16 protein-coding genes and 7 pseudogenes are annotated in these 19,568 nt (G+C 56.9%); 9 read left to right on the top strand and 14 right to left on the bottom strand.

The window, feature by feature from the left end; translation table 11 throughout:
- Both HV796_RS36220 and HV796_RS36215 read left to right on the top strand, forming a co-directional pair.
- Positions 1 to 94: pseudogene (locus HV796_RS36220) on the top strand (IS5/IS1182 family transposase); the annotation flags it as partial.
- Positions 95 to 216: 122 nt separating this feature from the next.
- Positions 217 to 957 (top strand): DUF2968 domain-containing protein, encoded by a 741-nt coding sequence (locus tag HV796_RS36215; protein WP_175232668.1) that lies wholly within the window; start codon positions 217 to 219, stop codon positions 955 to 957.
- A gap of 518 nt (positions 958 to 1,475) precedes the next feature.
- Here the strand turns inward: HV796_RS36215 and HV796_RS36210 are convergent.
- Complete coding sequence (locus HV796_RS36210; protein WP_175232667.1) at positions 1,476 to 2,468, bottom strand: site-specific integrase; 993 nt, start codon at positions 2,466 to 2,468, stop codon at positions 1,476 to 1,478.
- A gap of 450 nt (positions 2,469 to 2,918) precedes the next feature.
- Positions 2,919 to 3,689: a methylmalonyl-CoA decarboxylase gene (gene scpB, locus HV796_RS36205; protein ID WP_175232666.1), complete on the bottom strand. Its 771-nt coding sequence runs from the start codon at positions 3,687 to 3,689 to the stop codon at positions 2,919 to 2,921.
- 1,436 nt (positions 3,690 to 5,125) lie between these two features.
- On the opposite strand from scpB, the gene HV796_RS36200 reads away from it, so the two are divergent.
- Both HV796_RS36200 and HV796_RS36195 read left to right on the top strand, forming a co-directional pair.
- A complete protein-coding gene (locus tag HV796_RS36200) occupies positions 5,126 to 5,449 on the top strand; it encodes a DUF4148 domain-containing protein (protein ID WP_175232665.1) in 324 nt (107 codons plus the stop codon).
- Between the two features lie 86 nt (positions 5,450 to 5,535).
- On the top strand, positions 5,536 to 5,838 hold the full coding sequence (locus HV796_RS36195) for a DUF4148 domain-containing protein (RefSeq protein WP_175232664.1): 303 nt from the start codon (positions 5,536 to 5,538) through the stop codon (positions 5,836 to 5,838).
- Between the two features lie 649 nt (positions 5,839 to 6,487).
- Here HV796_RS36195 and HV796_RS46060 read toward each other — a convergent pair.
- The 4 genes and pseudogenes from HV796_RS46060 to HV796_RS36185 all read right to left on the bottom strand — a co-directional run.
- Positions 6,488 to 6,601: pseudogene (locus tag HV796_RS46060) on the bottom strand (IS6 family transposase); the annotation flags it as partial.
- An 89-nt stretch (positions 6,602 to 6,690) separates the two neighbouring features.
- Positions 6,691 to 6,862, bottom strand: a pseudogene (locus tag HV796_RS46055) (IS6 family transposase); the annotation flags it as partial.
- A 1-nt stretch (position 6,863) separates the two neighbouring features.
- Positions 6,864 to 6,980: pseudogene (locus HV796_RS46050) on the bottom strand (IS6 family transposase); the annotation flags it as partial.
- Between the two features lie 347 nt (positions 6,981 to 7,327).
- Positions 7,328 to 8,245 carry a LysR substrate-binding domain-containing protein gene (locus HV796_RS36185; RefSeq protein WP_175232663.1) on the bottom strand — a complete coding sequence of 306 codons (918 nt, stop codon included), beginning with the start codon at positions 8,243 to 8,245 and terminating at the stop codon, positions 7,328 to 7,330.
- 115 nt (positions 8,246 to 8,360) lie between these two features.
- On the opposite strand from HV796_RS36185, the gene HV796_RS36180 reads away from it, so the two are divergent.
- Entirely contained in the window at positions 8,361 to 9,038 is a 678-nt protein-coding gene (locus tag HV796_RS36180) for an FMN-dependent NADH-azoreductase (RefSeq protein WP_175232662.1), read from the top strand.
- 192 nt (positions 9,039 to 9,230) lie between these two features.
- On the opposite strand, the gene HV796_RS36175 is transcribed toward HV796_RS36180, so the two are convergent.
- Complete coding sequence (locus HV796_RS36175) at positions 9,231 to 9,575, bottom strand: H-NS histone family protein (RefSeq protein WP_175232661.1); 345 nt, start codon at positions 9,573 to 9,575, stop codon at positions 9,231 to 9,233.
- 335 nt (positions 9,576 to 9,910) lie between these two features.
- Positions 9,911 to 11,200 carry a hypothetical protein gene (locus HV796_RS36170; protein WP_175232660.1) on the bottom strand — a complete coding sequence of 430 codons (1,290 nt, stop codon included), beginning with the start codon at positions 11,198 to 11,200 and terminating at the stop codon, positions 9,911 to 9,913.
- Positions 11,201 to 12,861: 1,661 nt separating this feature from the next.
- On the opposite strand from HV796_RS36170, the gene HV796_RS36165 reads away from it, so the two are divergent.
- Both HV796_RS36165 and HV796_RS36160 read left to right on the top strand, forming a co-directional pair.
- The gene (locus HV796_RS36165; RefSeq protein WP_175232659.1) at positions 12,862 to 13,137 is read left to right on the top strand and encodes a hypothetical protein; all 276 of its coding nucleotides are present in this window, start codon (positions 12,862 to 12,864) and stop codon (positions 13,135 to 13,137) included.
- On the top strand, positions 13,134 to 13,466 hold the full coding sequence (locus HV796_RS36160; protein WP_343053061.1) for a double zinc ribbon domain-containing protein: 333 nt from the start codon (positions 13,134 to 13,136) through the stop codon (positions 13,464 to 13,466). Before HV796_RS36165 ends, HV796_RS36160 begins: the two co-directional genes overlap by 4 nt.
- Positions 13,467 to 14,574: 1,108 nt before the next feature.
- On the opposite strand, the pseudogene HV796_RS36155 reads toward HV796_RS36160, so the two are convergent.
- The 3 genes and pseudogenes from HV796_RS36155 to HV796_RS44520 all read right to left on the bottom strand — a co-directional run.
- A pseudogene (locus HV796_RS36155) lies at positions 14,575 to 14,990 on the bottom strand (PIN domain-containing protein).
- A complete protein-coding gene (locus tag HV796_RS36150) occupies positions 14,990 to 15,232 on the bottom strand; it encodes an antitoxin (protein WP_175232658.1) in 243 nt (80 codons plus the stop codon). Before HV796_RS36150 ends, HV796_RS36155 begins: the two are co-directional and overlap by 1 nt.
- A gap of 73 nt (positions 15,233 to 15,305) precedes the next feature.
- Positions 15,306 to 15,458, bottom strand: a pseudogene (locus HV796_RS44520) (transposase); the annotation flags it as partial.
- 645 nt (positions 15,459 to 16,103) lie between these two features.
- On the opposite strand from HV796_RS44520, the pseudogene HV796_RS36145 reads away from it, so the two are divergent.
- Positions 16,104 to 16,607 (top strand): annotated as a pseudogene (locus tag HV796_RS36145) (MFS transporter); the annotation flags it as partial.
- On the opposite strand, the gene HV796_RS36140 reads toward HV796_RS36145, so the two are convergent.
- The gene (locus HV796_RS36140; protein ID WP_175232657.1) at positions 16,600 to 16,857 is read right to left on the bottom strand and encodes a hypothetical protein; all 258 of its coding nucleotides are present in this window, start codon (positions 16,855 to 16,857) and stop codon (positions 16,600 to 16,602) included. The pseudogene HV796_RS36145 and the gene HV796_RS36140 sit on opposite strands and share 8 nt — an antisense overlap.
- Positions 16,854 to 18,020, bottom strand: a complete 1,167-nt coding sequence (locus HV796_RS36135; protein WP_175232656.1) for a Fic family protein — start codon at positions 18,018 to 18,020, stop codon at positions 16,854 to 16,856. Before HV796_RS36135 ends, HV796_RS36140 begins: the two co-directional genes overlap by 4 nt.
- Positions 18,021 to 18,634: 614 nt before the next feature.
- On the opposite strand from HV796_RS36135, the gene HV796_RS36125 reads away from it, so the two are divergent.
- Positions 18,635 to 19,075, top strand: coding sequence for an NAD-dependent epimerase/dehydratase family protein (locus tag HV796_RS36125; RefSeq protein ID WP_246356236.1), 441 nt, complete (start codon positions 18,635 to 18,637; stop codon positions 19,073 to 19,075).
- A gap of 76 nt (positions 19,076 to 19,151) precedes the next feature.
- On the opposite strand, the gene HV796_RS36120 is transcribed toward HV796_RS36125, so the two are convergent.
- The coding region (locus HV796_RS36120; protein ID WP_281369965.1) for a group II intron maturase-specific domain-containing protein at positions 19,152 to 19,568 on the bottom strand (417 nt) is incomplete at its 5' end.

Raw genomic sequence — 19,568 nt, 5'->3', positions numbered from 1 at the left:
GGTCAGGAACTACGAGCAACGCGCCGACGTGTCTGAAGCCATGATTCACATCGCGATGGGCAGCCTGTTCTTACGCAGAATCGCTCATCTGTGATTTTTCAAACGGGCTCTGATACGAATGCATTCGACAACGTGTAATTGCTTGGATTTGCGTTCGCGTCACGGCTTCCTAAAACCACATGGTCGCACCAGGGTTACTGTAGGGGGAGGATATCAATGAACATGTTAAATTGGCGCAGCGGTGCCACATCGACTGTTCACGCGACTTCGTTACCAAATGAAGTGGAGGAAGCCGTACCTTTGATAGTCGCGTTGCCAGCCCAACCTGATACAGAGGTTACTCCCGCAGAGCCGATTGCATCCGCTCCCCCATCGCGCGTCACTATGGTCGCAACGCAGAATAATGCGGGACGTCGGGTTCGGAAGGCCGACGTTGCAGAATTGGAGCGCCTGAGCGCTGCTGATGCCTTGGTTGAATTTCGCACCTTTCGAAGTTTCAGCTATTCGGCGGCTTTGCTGTTTGATGGAGTAACTCCCGATTATTATGTGGCTCTCTGTCATGACGGTGTTATTTGGCGCGCATTCACGACATCCGATCTCGAATCGGCTGAGGCAGCGTTCAGGCAAATGGAAGAACACATTGCAAAATTGACTGAAGGGGAAATCTCCCGGGCTCAACGAAAGGCGGAGCATCAACGTGTGACGAGAATGATCGCGCAGTCGGAGGCGCTTGCGGAAAGGTTGCGCAATGACATAGATCGGGATGCGGCACACGCGCAGTTGGTGAGCACCCGGCAGCACGACATCCGCAAAGAGCTTGCGCAACTTGAAGCGCAGAGAGGAGTCGCACAGGCACAGATGAACAGAGCGTTGCGTCACGTGCACAACCTGACCGTCACCAACAATGAATCAATTCCACATCTTCAGACCCGCCGCGAGGACAATTTTAGGAAATAGACAAGCATGACCAATCGTTTCGGGATGCACTGGCAAGCTCGCTTGAAAACCTCCTGCAGATCGCGAGAATTCACTCAAAAAACTATTGATCGGGTTCCCGCAATCTTCTACCACTGGCGCGGAGCCTTGACGCGCGAACGGCACAGCGTTCAGATTCGTTAGGAAAATGTTGACTGTCAAATCATGACCATCCAACGACGCCGGCGCCTCTTTAGTCTCAGGTACCTATTTTGAACCACCGCAGAGGTGCTACCGTCGCTCACCGAAGGTAGCCGCCGTGTTTCAGTCGCAAGTAGAACGGGATTTACTTTCGCGATCGTACGGGTTGTGTGAGGCTCGAGTCGGGCGCGAAATGCGCCCAGAAATCCCTCATCCCATTGCGCGTGCGGGCGTCCGGCGCTCTTGCTGACCCGACCAGGCCACTGTCCGGTCGTCGCATAGCATGACATTCGCTCAGACCGAAAGCCTTCCTAAGGAACAACAAGTTGGCCATACGCCCACAGCCTGGCGTAGGCCCGTTATGGCGCATCTCGCCCAGGTTGCGGCACGCCCACGTGGCAATGACGCCCTTTCTCTCCGACTTGTCGGATGCTGACACGGGCATCAGCAGTTTGGTGCGAAACCATGCGATGGCGCAGCCAATACGACGATGCGTGAGCCAGCAAGCTGCTACCTACAGGGTCGATAGGTTCGAGCATTATCGCTGCCCGCCGAAATACTTCACTAGCGATAAGGTAGACTGCTCCAGGCGAAAGTTGCCGCACCGCATGGCCGGCAATGCTCATTACGGTGGGTGTTGCCTCGTTCGCGTAAGGAACCGACGACAGACTATGGAAGGCGCGATATCGTGCAAATTCCGACATCAAGGTTTCACTTACTGGCACATCGTCCGCGACTTCAGCATCGCGATTGAGGCGCAGCCGCCAGTTGTTGTTCCGTCGCACGAAGTCTCCCGCCCTAGCGTGCGCAGCCGCGCTTACAGATAGAGGGGTGTCGTGAAGAAGTCGCATTGTCCATCGACTACGTTCATAACGCTGACGTTCGCGCAGTGTTGTCTGCGGCCATGCCTCGATCGAATCAAGCACGTATTGCCATAGCGAGTGATCGAAAGAGCGCATCAAGCGTTTCGCTCGCTGCGTGCCTCTCACACGCCTGCCACCTGTCGACAAAGGATTGACGGCAAGGTATCCGGTCGAAACGAGATGGTTAAGCATGCTTGACATGATGAAGAGCACCCGCTGTCTGGCATACCGGGACAGTGACCCAACAAAGAGACGATGTGAGCTGCCGCTACGGGACGGTAGCGGGTTGATCCAATCCAGGCTCGGCGCGGCCAGAAAGTGCTCGTATAGCAGAAAGTCCTCGCGTGTGAGGCTCGAGAGCGGCTTGCCGAGCTCACGCGTCGCCCAGACAAGAACGCGCAGCGCCTCCCTTCGATAACTATACAATGTATTCGGCGAATGCTTGTACGCGGCCAGCCAGCCGCTAACGGCTTCGATGTCCGTGTCCACGCTAGTTCGCCGATTCGAATTGCGTGCCCGGTTAGTGCCCTCATGACCATCAAGTTCCGAAGGCAACTGAAATAGCAAGAGGGATTCGGTGGCTAACGCAGGCGAATTCATGGTTGGCATGTTAGCGATGGCAATACCACATGCTACATCCGACAGTTATTCGATAATATATGTCATTTTTTACATACCATAAAATACCAAATATAATTTATCGTTAATACGCATATAAATTAATATTCTGCCATTAGCAACTAACTGGAGTTAAATAAAGATCCACCTTATACTCGTAGAGAACATCATCCAGGCCCCGTATGCTCCATGAGGTTTTAGAGGGCCGAGCCGGCTAGCTGTTTACCACTGCCCCATCCCATCTGCAGCCGGCGACGGCGCGAGTCGGAGGTTGAGGAGTTGAAATGAATGGTCCATTCGTTATCGTACGCAAGCGGCCGTTCAGTGCTTGATATTCCGTTTGTTGACAAGCGCTCGTACTGCTTCGCCGCAGTCAGCTCCGAGATATAGTTGCCGCCGCAGTTCATGTATGCGGTCGAAGATACCCAAATGCATGCCAGCGGATTTCGCAATCGTCCGCGCCATTGCCTTGAACGATGAGATCACTGTGGGCGAGCGCATGGAAATCAGCCGCGCCATGTCAAACACATGCGACTCAAGATCGTTAGCTGGAAGCAGATCATTGACGAGTCCAACCCGCAGGGCTCGCTGCGCGGAGATTGGCTGCGCGCAACAGAACATCTCCATGACGATGTTCAGCGGCAATCGATTGAGTACATGCAAAGCACTTGCCGTGCTATAAGGCAAACCCAACTTTGTAGGGCTGATTGCAAAAGCACACGTATCATCACCAAATACCATATCGCATGTCATCACCAGTTCACACGCGCCGCCCCATACCGAACCTTGGACCATTGCGATCACAGGCGCAGGAAAATCGGACACCGCTCGCAGAAGAACTTCGAGGGAATCGTCAAAAGGAAGCAGGGCGGCATTGGAGCGCCGTCGTTCATCAATATCGTGCCCTGCCGACCAGATTTTCTGCGCTGTTGAACTGCGCAGCACGACCGCACGTACGCCCTCTGCTCTAAATAGTTCAAACGCTCCAATACATTCATTGATAAGCGGCTTGCTTAATGCGTTCCGCTTCGCGTCAGAGTCCAACGCAATCGTACCGATCTTGTCTTCGGTTTGAACCTTGATGCACTCCATCAGAACCCCTCACTGAACTTTTCAAGCTTGATGGCCCTGCGCGCGGGCAAATCAATGAAAAGAATACCCGTCACAGACAAAGCCGACCCCGGAATTCCCTCTTCGAATGGGGAACACTCTTACCTGTGCCGTAGCCCGTTCCATCGGGCGCGCCGTGAGACCTTGAATCACGTGCCGCGTGTTAGCACGGCATCAACTTAGCTGTTTTGTGGGCCCACAAAACTTCAGGCACCGGTCCCGGACTAGAACCACTTACCTCACTGGCATGCATCTAATACACTGCAGCAAGAACATCACTGCCAATGCTGCAGCTTGCAAACGAGCAACCCAGAGGCCGCCAGACGATATAATGTTTCATTATATGTTCGCAACCATTCAGGCAAATTCACCCAGTTAATCCAAAATTAAACATTATTTAATGTCGAGGCTCCCGCTGGGTGTTCCGTCGATAGGCTGTGGGCCGACCAGCTGATCGAAAGTCAGCAATAGGCGCGCGCTTTGGCTGCTGCCATCTTTTCTGACGGCAGAGACGCTGGCGGGACATCTGGTCCTTGAAATATTTCGACAGCGGCGACGGCGGATCGGCCCCAGGGAGCACCCGTATCTGGCGTGACACGGGTGCCAGGCGAACGCATCCCGCGCATCAGCAAAGTACACACAAATCAATATGTCACTAATTCGCTTGCAAGGCTGCGCCCCATATCGCGCTGCGGTACGCCATGACAAGTAATTCCCGAGTTTCACCAACCGCTCTACCCGGGACGAAATCAGATGCCCGAGCATCAATGCTGTCCGGCGCATGCCGCGCCCATGACGAAAAGGGGTCTTTGATGGCACGATCCCCGGCTCTGTAATAACAAGGAAGAGGAGATCCTTTGCTATCGAGAACATGGTAGCGCCTGGTGGACGCGCGCCGGTACTATCCCGAAGGCGTCTCCTGTTTGACGCGCTAACACTGGCAGCGCATCCGCATCGTCCTAGCAGGATAAGAGGTTGCACCGACATTCGAAAAGAGGCACCGGAACGTTCTGGATGTGATGCAAGCAATCGCACGAAATTGAGACCCCAAATCCTGAGTCAACCTGCCCACTACAAGAACGATTAACTCCTGTGTGAATGCTACGACAGTGATCACAAAGGGCGGTCTTTTCGCGTTTAACCAATGTTGACATTCGGCCAATTCAGCTGCCCTATGATTTGGTCCGTGGCAGCGCGTTAAAGACGCTTCCATTTATCGCAGCGCTCACCGTGATCTTTCAATCGGGCAGCTACAGATAAAGTCACCCGAGCGAAGGTCTGAAGAGCCGCGTTGAGCTGGAAGGAACTTGCCTAACGGCATCCGGACAACAGAAGCGGTTTTCCGTGTGTCTGAATAAAATCCATGTGCAACCCGTGTTCACCGAACCCGAAAACTTATTTTTAATTAGGAGTTTTAATTGAATATTAAATCGATTATCGCCGCGTCACTGATTGCAGTTGCGTCCCTTGGTATGGCAACGAGTGCATCCGCTGCTGGAAAAACGCGCGCCGAAGTGCGCCAGGAACTCATCGACGCACAAGCGAACGGCCTGAACTACACCGATGGAACATACTATCCGGAGGCAAGCCCGGGCTTCACCGCGCAGGTCGAGCACATGAGGGAACAGGCGAAGGTCAAACGTGATGACGAGCATGACGGCAAGTCGGTGCAGAACGCGGTGGAATTCGAACGTGCGTGCGTCGGCCCACGAAGCTTCTGCCAAACATACTTCGGTCGCTAATGGCCAGTATTAGGCCCCTTTCAGGAGTCGCATGAAGTATTGCGACTTCCATCGAAACCAGTTATTTCAATCATCAGGAGTTCATCATGAAAACAATCGCTATTCTAGTTGCTACCGCAGCACTGGCCATTCCGGCTGTAAGCTTCGCGCAAAGCGCCAATAATGGCCTCACACGTGAACAGGTACGCGCCGAGTTGGTCCAGCTCCAAAAGGTGGGCTATAACCCGTTCGCTAACTCCGATGCACATTATCCTAGCGGCGTTCAAGCAGCGGAAGCAAAAGTTTCCGCGACGATGAACAACGGCACGTCCGATACCGCTAAAACGACGACTTCGCCATCGTCTTGCGTTGGTCCGGTTAGCTTCTGCAACGTCTACTTTGGCAGCTAAATTCTAAGAAACTAGACCGTCAATCCCCGCAAGATTTGCTTTGCGGGGACTGATTGCAACAGCATCCAAACCTTTGAACGCGGCGACGTGACGCGTCGGCTATCGGTGATAGGATAACGGTCGGTTACGAACAGCTTGAGCCCAACATCCGCCCTTCTGCCTCGAACACGTCTTCATATCTCTACCAAAGCAACAATCTCAGTCATTCGAGATGCCGACCGCATACGCGGTTAAAGTGACTTTTTGTCACAGCGCGACAACCGAGATTCGGGCATTGTGATCCGCTATCTCGCCCCCCCCTTCATGGCTTCGTGGACCGCTGCAAACTCACTGACTGTACGCCCGCATTTCCGGTACAGGGTCGCAGAAATCATTCTGCTGCTGCCTACGATAGGCGTAAGGATTCGTGCGGAAATGCGTATCATCGCCCGCCCGACCTTGCCACGCCTGGAATTGACGGCACGCTCGACCTCCCGCTCAGTGACGGATGATGCCGGCTGGCGCGTCGCCAATCACAGATGCGATGCCTTCATTGGGTGTCGCGATAGGAAGGCGAGGCTGAAGCAAATCTCGGTATGAATTGGACTGCCCATACCATCAACGAATAGAACTGGACGGCAGACGTTGCGGCCAAGCCGTCGTTGCTCATCTACCCTTTGCGGATCGTGTGCATCCCGATGTCACTCAGAATGACGCGAGCGCAGTTGAAATCCTTGAACCCGAGCATCGGCCGGGTTCGGCGTTTGATGGCCCGATGGCACTGTCACGTTGACGAGGTGCTGACGCGACTGGGCAGAGGGCATGCGAATGTCAGACGACAGACGGAACCTGGGTAGCCTCAGTGAACCCACATCACTTGCTAAAACGTGCGGCAAGGTGCTTGCGATAAAGCGAGGCGCGCAGAAGATGGCGCTTGCGCTCGAAGTGCTGCCGGATCGGGCCGAAGCTCGACAGGAAGGTCTGCGTGCGCTCGGGCAGTCGGAAGCCGCGAATGCGGGTGCTCGCGTTCACGCGTGGGATGATGACAGCAGCTCTTCAATATCGCGCAGACTGAACTGGAACCGGAAGCACCATCGAACTGCGTGGCTGATGACCACCACGGAGACCCGGTGGCCATGATAAAGCGATTTCGTTTTCTTCATCACGCTATGCTACGCGACAACCTCGCCAACGTGACAGTGCCCTCGTCGCCATTACGCTGCAGATCTCGCGCGGAAATGCGCGCTTTGCTGGACCACCTACGCGGGCCTCTTTAACGCAGGCCGGTCTGGTCGGGGCTTGCAGCGCTGTCCTCGACGCCTGGCTTGTGCATCAGCCTGCTCGCAGCGAGGCGCACGCGCCGCTATCGAGCCTGGTTGTAGACGGTGCGCGCCCGGACGTCAACGAGGCCGGTGCCCTTTTTCTCGACGCGATCCGGCTAGCGTCGAACGACAGCAGCTGTCCCTACTGGAACACACCGATGTCTGCTGTCAGGGCGCTTTTGCCCGAGTCAACGCTCGCGAAGTCGCCTGTCTGCTATCGACGAACCTTCGCCGGCGATGCGTATCAACCAGTCTTCCACCTTTGCAACCGCTTTCGATACAGGGCGCTGATTGGGCTTGAGGACGTGGTAAGACATCCCCTTAAGCGTTGGGGCTGAAGCAATCCGCAGTAGGCCTAGGTGCAGTTCCTCGTCGACCAGCACCAGGCTCAACAGAGCGACGCCCTGGCCCGAGACGGTTGCCTGGATGGCGTGACTTTCCTCCGAATACCGGATACCGCGGGACAGATCAGAAGGCTTGCGTCCAGTCTCGCGTGCCCAGGCGCGCCAGGTCAGGTCCACGGGCGGAGGGCAATGCCAGTCGAAATGGATCAGCGGCCATCGCGACGCATCCTTGCCGATCGTTGCCAGGAGTACGGGGCTGGCCACCGGTGCGAAGCGATCCTCCAGCAATAACGTGACGGTTACTCCCTCGTAATGGCCATGCCCGTACCGGATTGCGAGGTCCGCCGTACCCGCGTTCAGATCAACCGGGGCATTGGATGCATGGACATGCAGGTCAATGTCGGGGTGTGCTGCCTGAAAGGAGGCCAGCTTCGGAAGCAGCCATTTGGTGGCGAATGCTGGCGTCGCGGATAGCGTTACCGACGCCCTACGTGGGCTGCGCACATGCTCTATCGCCGCAGCGATAGTCTGGAAGCCACTGCTCACGGCCGCGAACAGCGCCGCCCCTTCCTGTGTCAGCTCGACCGCCCGCACCTTGCGCAGGAACAGGGGGCGTTCAAGGTATTCCTCCAGAACGCGAATACGGTGGCTGATCGCTGTCGCCGTGACGGACAGCTCCTCCGCGGCCTGTTTGAAACTGCGCAAACGTGCTGCAGCCTCAAAGGCGCGAAGTGAAGCGAGAGATGGAAGTTGCAGAGCCATAGATGAATGATCTCATGTCATCTATCGGATGAAAATATATCGGTTGTGTGGCGCGCACAGGATAGTGAAAACTCGGAATCAAATGAATTAACTTCACCTATACCGGAGTACTCACGTGACCACGCTTTTGCACATCGATGCCAGCGCTCGCTCTGGCGGTTCCGACTCGATTCCCCACGGATCGCACACGCGCCGACTCTCGGCGCGATTCGTCCGACAATGGATGTCGCGATATCCCGAGACGAAGGTAATTTACCGCGACGTGGGCCAGGAACCACCGCCACCTGTCACCGGCCGATGGATACATGCCGCTTTCACGCCAGAACATGCGCGCGAAGCCTGGATGCAGGAAGAGTTGCACGTCAGCGATATTCTCGTAGATGAACTGCTGCGGGCTGACCTCATCGTCGCTGGCGTACCAATGTACAACTTTGGTCCTCCCGCACAGTTCAAGATGTATATCGACAATATCGTGCGCGTGGGACGTACATTCGGGTTTGATCGAAGCCGGGAAGGCGAACCATATTGGCCGTTGCTGACGGGCTCCGGCAAGCGTCTGGTGATTCTTTCTTCGCGCGGCGATTATGGGTATCAACCTGGCGGCCGCATCGGTGATCGAAACCACGTGGAGTCATCGGTCCGTACCGCCTTCTCCTATATAGGGGTGACCAATGTCCATGAGGCGGCCATCGAGTATGACGAATTCGCGGATCACCGGCTGGCCGATTCGATCAGACGCGCGGAAGCTGCGGTAGATACATTGGTGTCGATGCTGGGAAGTGTTACGAGGTAGCAGTTGTCAGCATGCGATGCGCTGAAATTCGCGGTCCTGCCTCGCGCCGACTAGATCAGCGCCACGTTTGCCTGCAGATATGTCCAGAAGCTCAACTCCGTACCAGATGCGTGTCGATTCCCGTGCCTGTGCCGGTTACGACGACGCAGATAGTCGTTCCCGTAACGATGTGGTGAACCCGTTGTTTAAACATTAGGCTGCAATCAGGTACTTGCTCCGGCCCCTGGCGTCTTTAATCCATGCCGGCGGCCGCGCATGACCGCTCCAGGTCTCGCCTGTTTTCGGGTTCAGGTATCGCGGCGGCAGCTTGCCTTTACTTTTCCCGGCACTGTTTGTCACTCGCCAGCTCTCCCGTGGCCGGCCGCGCCGCTTGCCGCCAAAGTGCACCTCAATGTCCGCGACGGTGAGGCCGTGCTTGTCCATGATGTCTCGAATTCTGGCAACAACCTTTACGGTCTCTTTTGAAGCCATTGCATCTGCCTTTGCTTGCAGCGCTTTCATCTTCTTCTGGATTGCTTCCAAAGTCATCGGCATCATTAATCTCCGTAATTCGATTCACGCACCTTGCCACCGAAGAGGCTACTGGCGCCATATCTAGGCCGATCGCTTCGGATAGGTGTCTTGGGGTGGAAAGCGCCCGCCTCATTGCGAGTGGTTAGCATGCCGTATTTCTGGCATTTGGTAATCGCTTTTTTTCGCTTCTACATGGCGGTGGAAACGGTGTCCATGCTCGCGAGCCACGCGCTCTTCGCGACAGGCGGCGTGCTTGTCGTTGCCTTCATCGTCCTGCGAATTTTTTCACCGGAAGCGCCGCGTTCGCCGCTAGGCAAACTTCCCACAACGAAGAAGCCTTGCGTACCTGCCAGGCGGCATCAAAGCTTTGCCCCCGGCTTCTCTTTCATCTCCCTGCCTGAGCGTGAAGGTGTGCTCGACCCGCCCGGGCGCGCGCTGGTACGTGATGTCGTGGTGACTCTTCCTGTCGGCAGCCGCGACGTATTCGATACTGCGGAGGGCACGCCCGAGCGGGCCGTCGCATTCGTCGTAACGATGCGCCCGCCGGTAGTGGGCACATTCGTCCGTGCGAGAGGGGCGGCGGTCGCGTTCATCGCAGTTGCCATAGCAACTGGTCCCCCGACGGACTCAGAGGGCGTTCGAGGTCCCAGCTCCCTGAGGCGATCCTCGACTACGGCAATGAGCATGTCCAGCTTCTTGCGATGGTCGATATCCCGTGGGTTCTTTTCTACCTTGCCGCTACTCGGATCGTTGATGACGAAGTGGCCGTCTGCGCACACGAATCCCTGAAGGTCCACGAGAATCAGATGATTGGCTTGATTCACACTGCGCAATCTCCGGAGATCGCTAAGAAGAATTTTCAGTTTGGCCACCTGTGCCCAAACGCCGACAGATTGCGCCGCCATGACAAAAGCTGATTCCCTTATCGTCTTGTTCATGGAATATTCGAGGTTTCGTGACCAACTCACACCGACAAACGGTTTGAGGTGTTCGCCCTGTATGAACCGCTGCAGAAATCCATGCCCACTCAGCCTGAGCGATTCGTGAGGCTTGTTCCGCCGCAAGTCCGAGGGAAGTGGGACCTCGAACAGTGAACTAACGACAGGGACGCATAAACCAAGCGCTTCTAGTTTCTTGAGCTTTGCGTGTTCCCGTACGACATCGGCATCAAAGCTTTCCGAAAGTGCAGTACACAAAACTATCCCAAGGTTGAATTTACCTCTATAAACCTGCTTGCACGCCCCGTGATCCAGCGACCTGAAGCAATCATCGAACGTCTCCCTACTGGCAAACCAAAGTCGAGATTGGTCGACACAGTCGAAATCGACACGCGGCACAACGTATTTCGACGAAAGCCAAAGAGCAACTTCGTCCACGGAAAGCCTTGAGTAAAACTCGGACTCGACCAGACTCATGAAATCGGTGAACGCGATCGCCATTGGGCCGCGGAAACCCGTGCGTCTCATCTCGTCACCAACTAACCGCCACGCGGCGAGATGCCCGATTGTGCCGGCACGAGTGGTTATGGACAGGTCAGGTTCGCGAGCGACGATAACGCCGCTCTCCGTTTCGGGAGAGTGCAATGACTGAACGCGCAGGTCAGGATAGACGGGAACGACAACAAGCTGACCGTCAATGGACAAAGGCATTTTGCACCCCGTGAGTAGCGAACAATTCGTTCTTTCGCTAATTAGCGAAACAAGCCAATATACCGCTTCAGGTTTTCGCTACCAATACCAAGAACCTGGTACGTGATCGGGTCGGTCGAACGAGATATCGGTAAGTGCAGCGCATAAGTTCGGTGGCTATTTCCGCGGTGCGTTTTCGTTGGTGTTCGCGGGGTTTATCGTCGATCGCACCATGTCGTATTCGCTCGCGTTGACCACGGCATCATTGCCGCAAGTGCCGCGCTCTTCTACTGGTTTATCGTACACATGCCGGACTTTCTGGTACGCGACGCACTCGCGACGGGCATGCTTACGACGTTACTCGATGAGCATCGGAGCGCCCAAGGACATGGCGTAGGTAACGGCGACGCGTAAGGCCGCCCTGGCGGGCGTGCGCCTTCACGATCTGTGCCACACATGGGCGTCCTGGCATCGTCAGGCCGGACAAGCTTGTGACGAGCGGAAGGACTCGGGCGGCTGGAAGTCGCGCAGCATTGTTGACCGGTACGCAGAGTTAACGACCGACAATCATGCAGCGGCCGCGGCACGGATCGAGGAATGGGGCGTACGGTGCCTCCATGGCCACGGCGTTCATGCAAAAAGCGAGAGCAAATGCATGGCAGTTGAGTAGTATTCCGTACTGGAGCGGGTGCCGACCAATCGCATTCTGCGATCCGTCGGTCTTCGATCATTGCGTCCCTAGCCGATCAACTGAGGCGAACCCCCGTGTACGGACTCATTCGCACGGCGGGAGGCGGCGGGGCCGTAAGGTCAGCCCCTATCCCGATTTGGTGCGCGCAGCATGGGCGCAATGCTCAAATGCGTGGCGAGTGGTGTCGACCGATTCAAAACGCCAAGTGTTCTTGACCTCGCCACATCAAGCGAAGCGTCAGGCTAACTGAAAGTTTCGGCGCTCATCACCGCGTACGCGAACTTGTACGAATGACCGTGCGTCGCTCACCACACCGGATCCGCCGGCAGCGCCGTGATGCCGCCCGTGACAGCTTGATTATTGAATTCAAATATAATCACGTGATAATTTAAATAATCTAAATTGTTGACGTTCCTGTTCGCAGTAAAAAGCAGCTTTCATGTGGAACAAGCCGAGAGGATTCGACGTGATGGGTTGAACACATGTCCTGCATCCGTTCCTATGAATGGCAAAAATTAAGGATGCCCTTGTCTGGCGTTCTATGCGCTCGCCAGTTTAGCTCAGCGTTTGAATCATCGATCGCGGCATTTTTTCGGTTCCCAAGATCGGAGCGGCGACTCGGCAAACTCGAGTGTGCAGAAAAATGGCAGTCACGCCTGCGCGATGACAGACAGGTCCTCGATCTGTCGGCGGTGCGTGACACCTTGAATGGCTGAGTTCGCGACGCAATTTCGAAGCTTCACAACGTCGGGGTACGCACCGCCATGTCGACAGATGACAACCTTCGACCGTATGAGCGATCGCAGCCCGGGGCGGAATTGAACATGCTTAGGGAAATCAACTGACAGAGGACAAGCTGCGCTCGGTTAAGCGCCTCTCAGTCGAATTAGCCATGACAATGATGGCGGGTGTCAGCGGGCGATGGGACCAACGACGCGCCGATGTTCGCCCGTGCGAACATCGGATTCTCGATTCGCAGCAATGGAAATAGATGCTGCCCAAACCCGCCCACCTGACGTCGATAGATGACGACCTGAGAAAGAATCTGAAATCAATGCCTTTGCCGGAGTCGAGTCGCTCCGATTTCATACAGAACTTGACACGGGCTCTTGATGGCAAGCGCGCGCCGCAGGTGCGGGCAATGTGCCTCGGGGCCGTTTGTATGGTGGTGGTGTTTGTCGAGGTCGGCGATACCATGAATGCGATGGGGAAACGGACTTCGCCTGTTGCGCATGTGAAGTCGAAATTCAAATGCGGGAGTAAATGATGAGCATCTGGGAAAAAATGTTTCGTGGTCTTCATGGCGATCACCGCGGAAATGGCGACCATCATCGCGAAAACGGGCATGGTCGTCATCACCGGCACACACGAGCTTATATCCCCTACCACGATACACCGCCGGTGTATTCACGTGCTTCGAACAAGTTGGCCGCGGCGGGCCAAATCTGCTCGCTATGTAACGTAGCCAACCCGACAGACGCCCGCTTTTGCAATCAGTGCGGAACGTCGTTGACTCCGTCTACGTGCAAAAAATGCAACGGAGCCCTGCAGATCGGTGCCCGATTCTGCGGCAAGTGTGGCACCCCCATAATCTGAGCGGCACCTGGACCCTTCGCCTGTTAAAGAAAGATCGGTTGGACGCCCAGCGGAAGCGACACTTGGGCTCACACATTTCGTGTTCTGGCCTGCGCGGACAGTCATGTGGTGTTCGTAGAGGTATGGTGCCGGTTTAGAACTGGCGGTTCAAGGCCAGTGTGGCCAAGCCGGTTTCTTTTTCGACTAACCGAACTCCTACAGGCATGCCCGGGTGCTCGCGTGACACCGCCTACTCGCCCCTAGCCCTGATGTGTAAATCGGAGCGGACGATAGGTGAGGCTTGGATTTTTGACGGGTGCGCGGCTGCAACGAGTACGCTGTGAAACATCGACTGGCTGTTAACCCGACGGACACTTCGAGCGCGAAGTCATCGTCGTGTAATCGAGCGCGAGCGCTTCGCGCAACCGATCACGCACGCCCTGAAGAGCGCCGGCTGCACGCATACGCTGCTGGCCTACTCCGGGCTTGAGCTGCTGCGACAGGCTTCGCGCGTGACCTGCCGCGACAGGCCGAGCGAAGCCTGCGCACCGCGATGCAGCTGGCCGTGCCTCACGGCCTGTATCATCTGCTCGACGAATTGCTGCAACAGGCGATCGAGGAGTTCCGGTGAACAGGCGCGACAAACATCGGCATTTGCGGCGCGCTGACCCCGGCGCCGCAAAGTAACGCAACTTGACCCTCGATCATGCGGCCGATCAGATCGGTTGGAAAGGCGGGGCTCTCTTCGGAAAATCGCAGGGTCAATTTATTGACCTTTCTTGTGCGTGGCAGGACCGGCTGGAAACCGCACTCTAGACCGGTTTCTGCCTTCCGCCGTCTCAGGTTCTTTGTGGCCAGATATCGTTACAGTTCGTGTGTGCTCTTGAGAACGCCGCGGCTTGATTGATTCATCGTTCTGCCGCCAACTCCTTTCGATCCGGGTACGCCGGCGACACGATTTGTGTCCGCCTTAACCATACTTGCATCAACGGCGAAGCCTTCGCCTTCAACAAGGCCTTCGCTCATACAGCGACGCACGACAGATTCGAAGACTGCCGCAACTCGTCGCGATGGAAGCCGAGACTATGCGAGTAGCGCCGTGGTGCCACTCGGCGGCGGTGCCGCCGCCTCAGTCCGGACGGCGGACCAGCCAGTTTTCGAGCCGCAGGCCAGGTACGCGGGGAAATTCGTTGGCGTTGTCAGTAATAAGCACCGCATCGATCGCCAGCGCGTGCGCGGCGATCAGCATGTCGTTCGCGCCGATCAATTGACCCCAGCGTTCGAGATCGGCCCGCGGCTGCCCGTAGAACCGGTCGACGTCGCTGTTCAGTGCCATGACGGCCAGACTTGCGAGCGCGCGATCAACGCGGCCGGCCAGCTCGGGCGAGCCCTTCTCTTCCGCGCCGAACCGTAGCTCGGCTGCGACGATGTTTGACGTGCACAGACTGTCTCCGGGGCGGCCTCCCCTATCCGGGTCGCACACGAACCCCGAGTGTTTCTTATCGCATCCGAGATGATGTTGGTGTCGAGCAGGTACAGCGGCATCACAGCTCCACTGGCTCGGTGGGCAGACTGTGAATCTCCGGAAACGATTCGTCGAGCGGTGCCCACTGCGCTAGCAACTCGCGCAGGAGCATCGCCTTGACCGGCTCGATGATGAGGCACGCGCCCTCTTTCCGGACAATGGCTTCGTCGCCTGGCAGTTCGAGCTCGCGCAGGATGCGGATGGCTTGGTTGCGACCGTTGCGGAATAGCCGGACGCGCCGGCCTTCGATGGTTGCCGTCACGATAGTCTCCTTGGCATAGGCTTAAGCCAATGCCAAGGAGACTATCGTGACGCAACCGGGGCGCGGATCCGGGTGCGTTGAACCAGTCCCTTAGCAGGCTGCTGGGCTGCAAGGGCAACCAGCTCCACGCCAGTTCCACCATGAGCCATCCGGCTCGCTTGTTGCCGATCTTGCTGATGCCCTGCTCAACTTCACTGGTACCGCTGGCATAGGGCGTTGGGGCCAAGACCTTTCGATGCGTAATCGCGATGCCTTTCTGCATGAGGATCAGGCCGCGTGTAAGGCATAAGGCCGCGATACTCCCGGCGATCCAGCGCAGTGCGAGCACCGCGCTCGTAACGCCATTCGATGTAGCGGACAAACGCAGCAATTGTGGGCCCGTGTGCCAGCTAGATAGATACAGCGACGGCGACGGCTCTTCGCGAGGGGGCGCCCGATTTAGCAAGTAGATCACGGATTTCAATTCGTGCAATTTCGGATCGCTGCAAGCGATTGCGCGGCTCTTTCTTCGTCAGAATTTGCCAACGACCTCCCCGACGCTTCCCGATCACCTGTATTCTTCCGTTCGGCGTCGCGCGGCTGGTCCCGTCCGACGCTGCTATATTCAAGCCCGGCCCCCCGCCGGGCTTCTTTTTTTCAGGGTACAAACGGCGGTGATGCGGCGCCATTCCGTAAAGTGACGTAGACCGCATTACTGTAAATCTGTCACCGCTGCGGCAATAAATGTGTCACCCATTGAAAGGCCGAGGTAAAGGGGTAAATCGTCTCCGTGGCGCATTGTCTTGCGCCGTTGCAAACGGTCTGGGCCTCACCGCGCAGCGAAGCATCATGACGCGTCCGGTTTCTCGTCTGTCTGGTTGCGGAACTGATCCGCACCAGTCACCCGATGCTTGATCTGTCCTTGTTCCGCTATCCACGTTTCATCGGTGTGCAAGTGCTGCCGATCGCGACCTGCTACTGCTACATCGTGCTGCTCGTCGTGTTGCCGTCGCGTTTCGTCGGAGTCGACGGCTACAGCGAGATCGACGCTGGCATGCTGATGCTCCCTCTGTCCGCACCTATGCTTGTCGTGCCGCTCGCCGCCGCGACGCTCACGCGCTGGATGTCCGCCGGTGCCATCTCGGGCATCGGCTTGTTGATCGCTGCGGCCGGCCTGTACTGGCTGATGACTGCATTGAGCCATGGCGCGAGCCATGCTGTGATCGCACCATTACTCACAATCGGGTTTGGTGCAGCGATGCCATGGGGATTAATGGACGGCCTGTCGGTGAGCGTAGTGCCGAAGGAGCGTGCCGGCATGGCGACGGGTATCTTCAGCACCACGCGCGTAGCGGGCGAGTGCATTGCACTCGCGACGGTCAGCGCAATCATGGCCGTGTCGCGTCGATCTTCTCGATCCGGATGAAAAAGGCGTGACGACCACGCTCCTGGATCCGACGCGCACGCGTCTGGGCTTCGAATGTCTTGCCGGCGCCTGGATCGGCAATTATCAGGACGCGGAACTCATCCTCAATTTCATGCCATCGCTGAGGCCGGCCCGGACCGGGCATGAGAAAGTCCCACTCCTTCGAACGAGACGACATCGCCGAAAACCGCCGGATGAGCTCAACGATCTTCTCTGTCATGTCCGCGATCCCGCGTTAGCAGGGTAGAGATTGGGAAACCAGCGCTCGGCCACGTCAACAGGAAAAGCCAGCCGCAGGGGCGCGCGGTGGGTCGCTGCGGTCAGCATCCCCCGGTCGACCAGCCCAGCCGTGACATTGCGCGCGCCGCGCTCCTCGTAGCCGGTAAGCGTGGGAATCTTCGAGCGCTCGACCTCGCCACGCATCACTGCTTCGCGCAGTACTGCAAAGCTGCCACGGTGCAATCGCTTCGCCCGCACCTCCTCTTCGATGTGGATTTCGATGCGCGTTAGCAGCGTTGCCGGATCGAGCAGCCCGCTCATGAATCGGATCTGATCGACTGAACGATCAAGGAAAAATTTACAGAATTCGATCAACCCGCGCTGTGTTAGATTGCCACGCCCGTCGAGGTCGCCTTCGCGCGGCCTGTCGGCCTGCGCGAGTAACTCTTTGTAGCGTGCCTCATCGCGCGCCAAACCCCGCGCCACTGACCAAAGGCTGGTTCCGATCTCAAGCCGTTTGAACAAGGCGTGGGACATCAGCCGCGCGACTCGGCCATTGCCGTCGAGGAAGGGGTGAATCCAAAGCAGGCGATGATGGACGGCGCCGACAGTCTGAAGTTGTCGGGCTCTGCTGAGCGGCGGCGATCCATAGGCCATATCGAAACGCGACATGAAGCGAGGCAGATCTTCGTGCGGCGGCGGAATGTGCCGGCCGACCTGCACGTCTCGCTTGCGCCATTCGCCGGGAACGATCTCGATCCGCGCGCCAGTCTTCTCGTCGGCAACGAACAGCATCTCCGGCGGTAGCCGTGAGCAAAACTCTTCATGCAGCCACGACGCATAAGCCGCGGACGCGGGCCAAGCATCTGGATCACGCCCAGTATCGATCAACCGCTGAACGTGGATATGCGCGACCGCTTCCTTCTGCAGGTCACGCTTCTTGGGTTCGGTCGAAAAGTCGTTGGCAAGTGCCCGGTCGATGTCGCGCGGATGGGTGTCGTGACCTTCGATCAAATTGGAGTAATAGCAATTCATGGAGCGGACAAGGCCACCGATCGAGTCTAGCAAGACGGGATGAATTCGACCCGCTAGTCGATTCGCTTCTGCAACGAGCGCCAACATGTCATCCTCGAGAAGGCGAGACGATGATTCTTCGGGAACCATCGGTCCCATGCTTGCCGTATCCATGACGGTAGTGTACCGGATAATATGCCGGATCGAAAATGGGTTTTTTCTATTTAAATCATAGGCTTTTTAGACATACTCGGCGAGAGTAGACCGGATGTAATGCCGGTTCATTTGCCGGTTTGTGTGTTGAAAGAGAACGTCACGCGACCTGCGGCTGATCCCCTGTTTTGACCAGAGGCATGTGGACCCTGCGTGATCGGCGGTGTCCGACACGGGGTAGCCGGTTTGAAGGCGATCGCTGCCTGTGGTGGCTTTTCCATCGTTCAGACGCCGACGGACTGCGCGGCGCCAGACCGTCCGTCCTACGCCCGCGCATGAAGCCGTGTTCGTAGACGTCGTCGCTCCGATGGATGCAATTCCCGCCTCGATCACGACGCACTAACAGCGCACGTGCCGAAAGGGGGGGCCGACTTCAATCGGCGTTGACGCATAAGCAGATTTATATCTGGTCGGCATTTTACTTATTTCCGATATCAGCCGCACCCTTCTAGACTCCGATTGAGTCGACGTCCCTCTCACGTTGGTGTTCCGCTCTAACGAGCGGATTGGGATGTCATCGTCAATCGCACAAGTTAGAGAGTTTCGAAACCATGAAAACTGTTGTCGTTGCCGGCGCTGTAGGGATAATTGGCCGCGGTGTTCTCGCGCATTACGAGGACAAGGATGTAAATCTGGTTGCTGTCTCGCGCCGCGCACCGGATTTTCCTACCCGAGCCAAGCACTTGCCTGTGGACCTTCTTGACCGTAATTCCTGTGAGGCACTCCTTTCCCAGGTACCGGACGCCACGCATCTCGTATTCGCTGCCTATCAGGAGAAACCGACTCCCGCCGAACTGGTGGAAGTGAATCTGCAAATGCTCAAGAACATGGTCGAGGTCATGGAGAAGCATGCTCCAAATCTACGTCATATCACTCTGATGCAAGGAGGAAAGGCGTACGGAGTGCATCTTGGCGGGATGCCTTTCTCGCCAGCAAAAGAGAGCGATCCACGGCACATGCCGCCCAACTTCTACTACAACCAAGTCGGGTAGCAGCAGCGCATTGCTGCGCCGCCGCCCCCTAAGAACCGGACGTGCGGGTCACCCCGCATCCGGCTCAAGCCATTCTTCAGCACCATAGGGTGGCACCGAACAACTTGACGGAGTGTTTCGCGATTCGACGGCGCGCAAGGTAAGGTGCCCATTCCGGATTGAACGGACTGGCCTGTCCCCGGATCTTGACATGTCGCGTGATCGCGATCGTCATTGCACGGAAGAGCCGAAGACCGCCAGTACCGCTCCCGGCCAAGCCCTTCGTAGCAAAATCCCAGGACCGGTGTCCGTCCCGCCGGAAGTATCTCTCCCTTACCCACCGTGCTCCTTTCATGGGATGCCTGCGCTTCGCCCACCTCCAGAGCAGTTGCCAGATGTGCGAGTCTACCGATGAGAAAGCCGCTTTTGCCACTACGTGGCGGTGATACATGGCCCAGCCCCGGATAACCGGGTTGAGCTTGTGAATCAACACCGCCTGAGTGACGCTAGCGTT

The sequence above is a fragment of the Paraburkholderia humisilvae genome (assembly GCF_902859855.1).
In the GTDB taxonomy this organism is placed as follows: Bacteria; Pseudomonadota; Gammaproteobacteria; order Burkholderiales; family Burkholderiaceae; genus Paraburkholderia; species Paraburkholderia humisilvae.
Note: the sequence above shows the minus strand (reverse complement) of the source record. Positions and strands in the feature narration are given on the sequence as shown.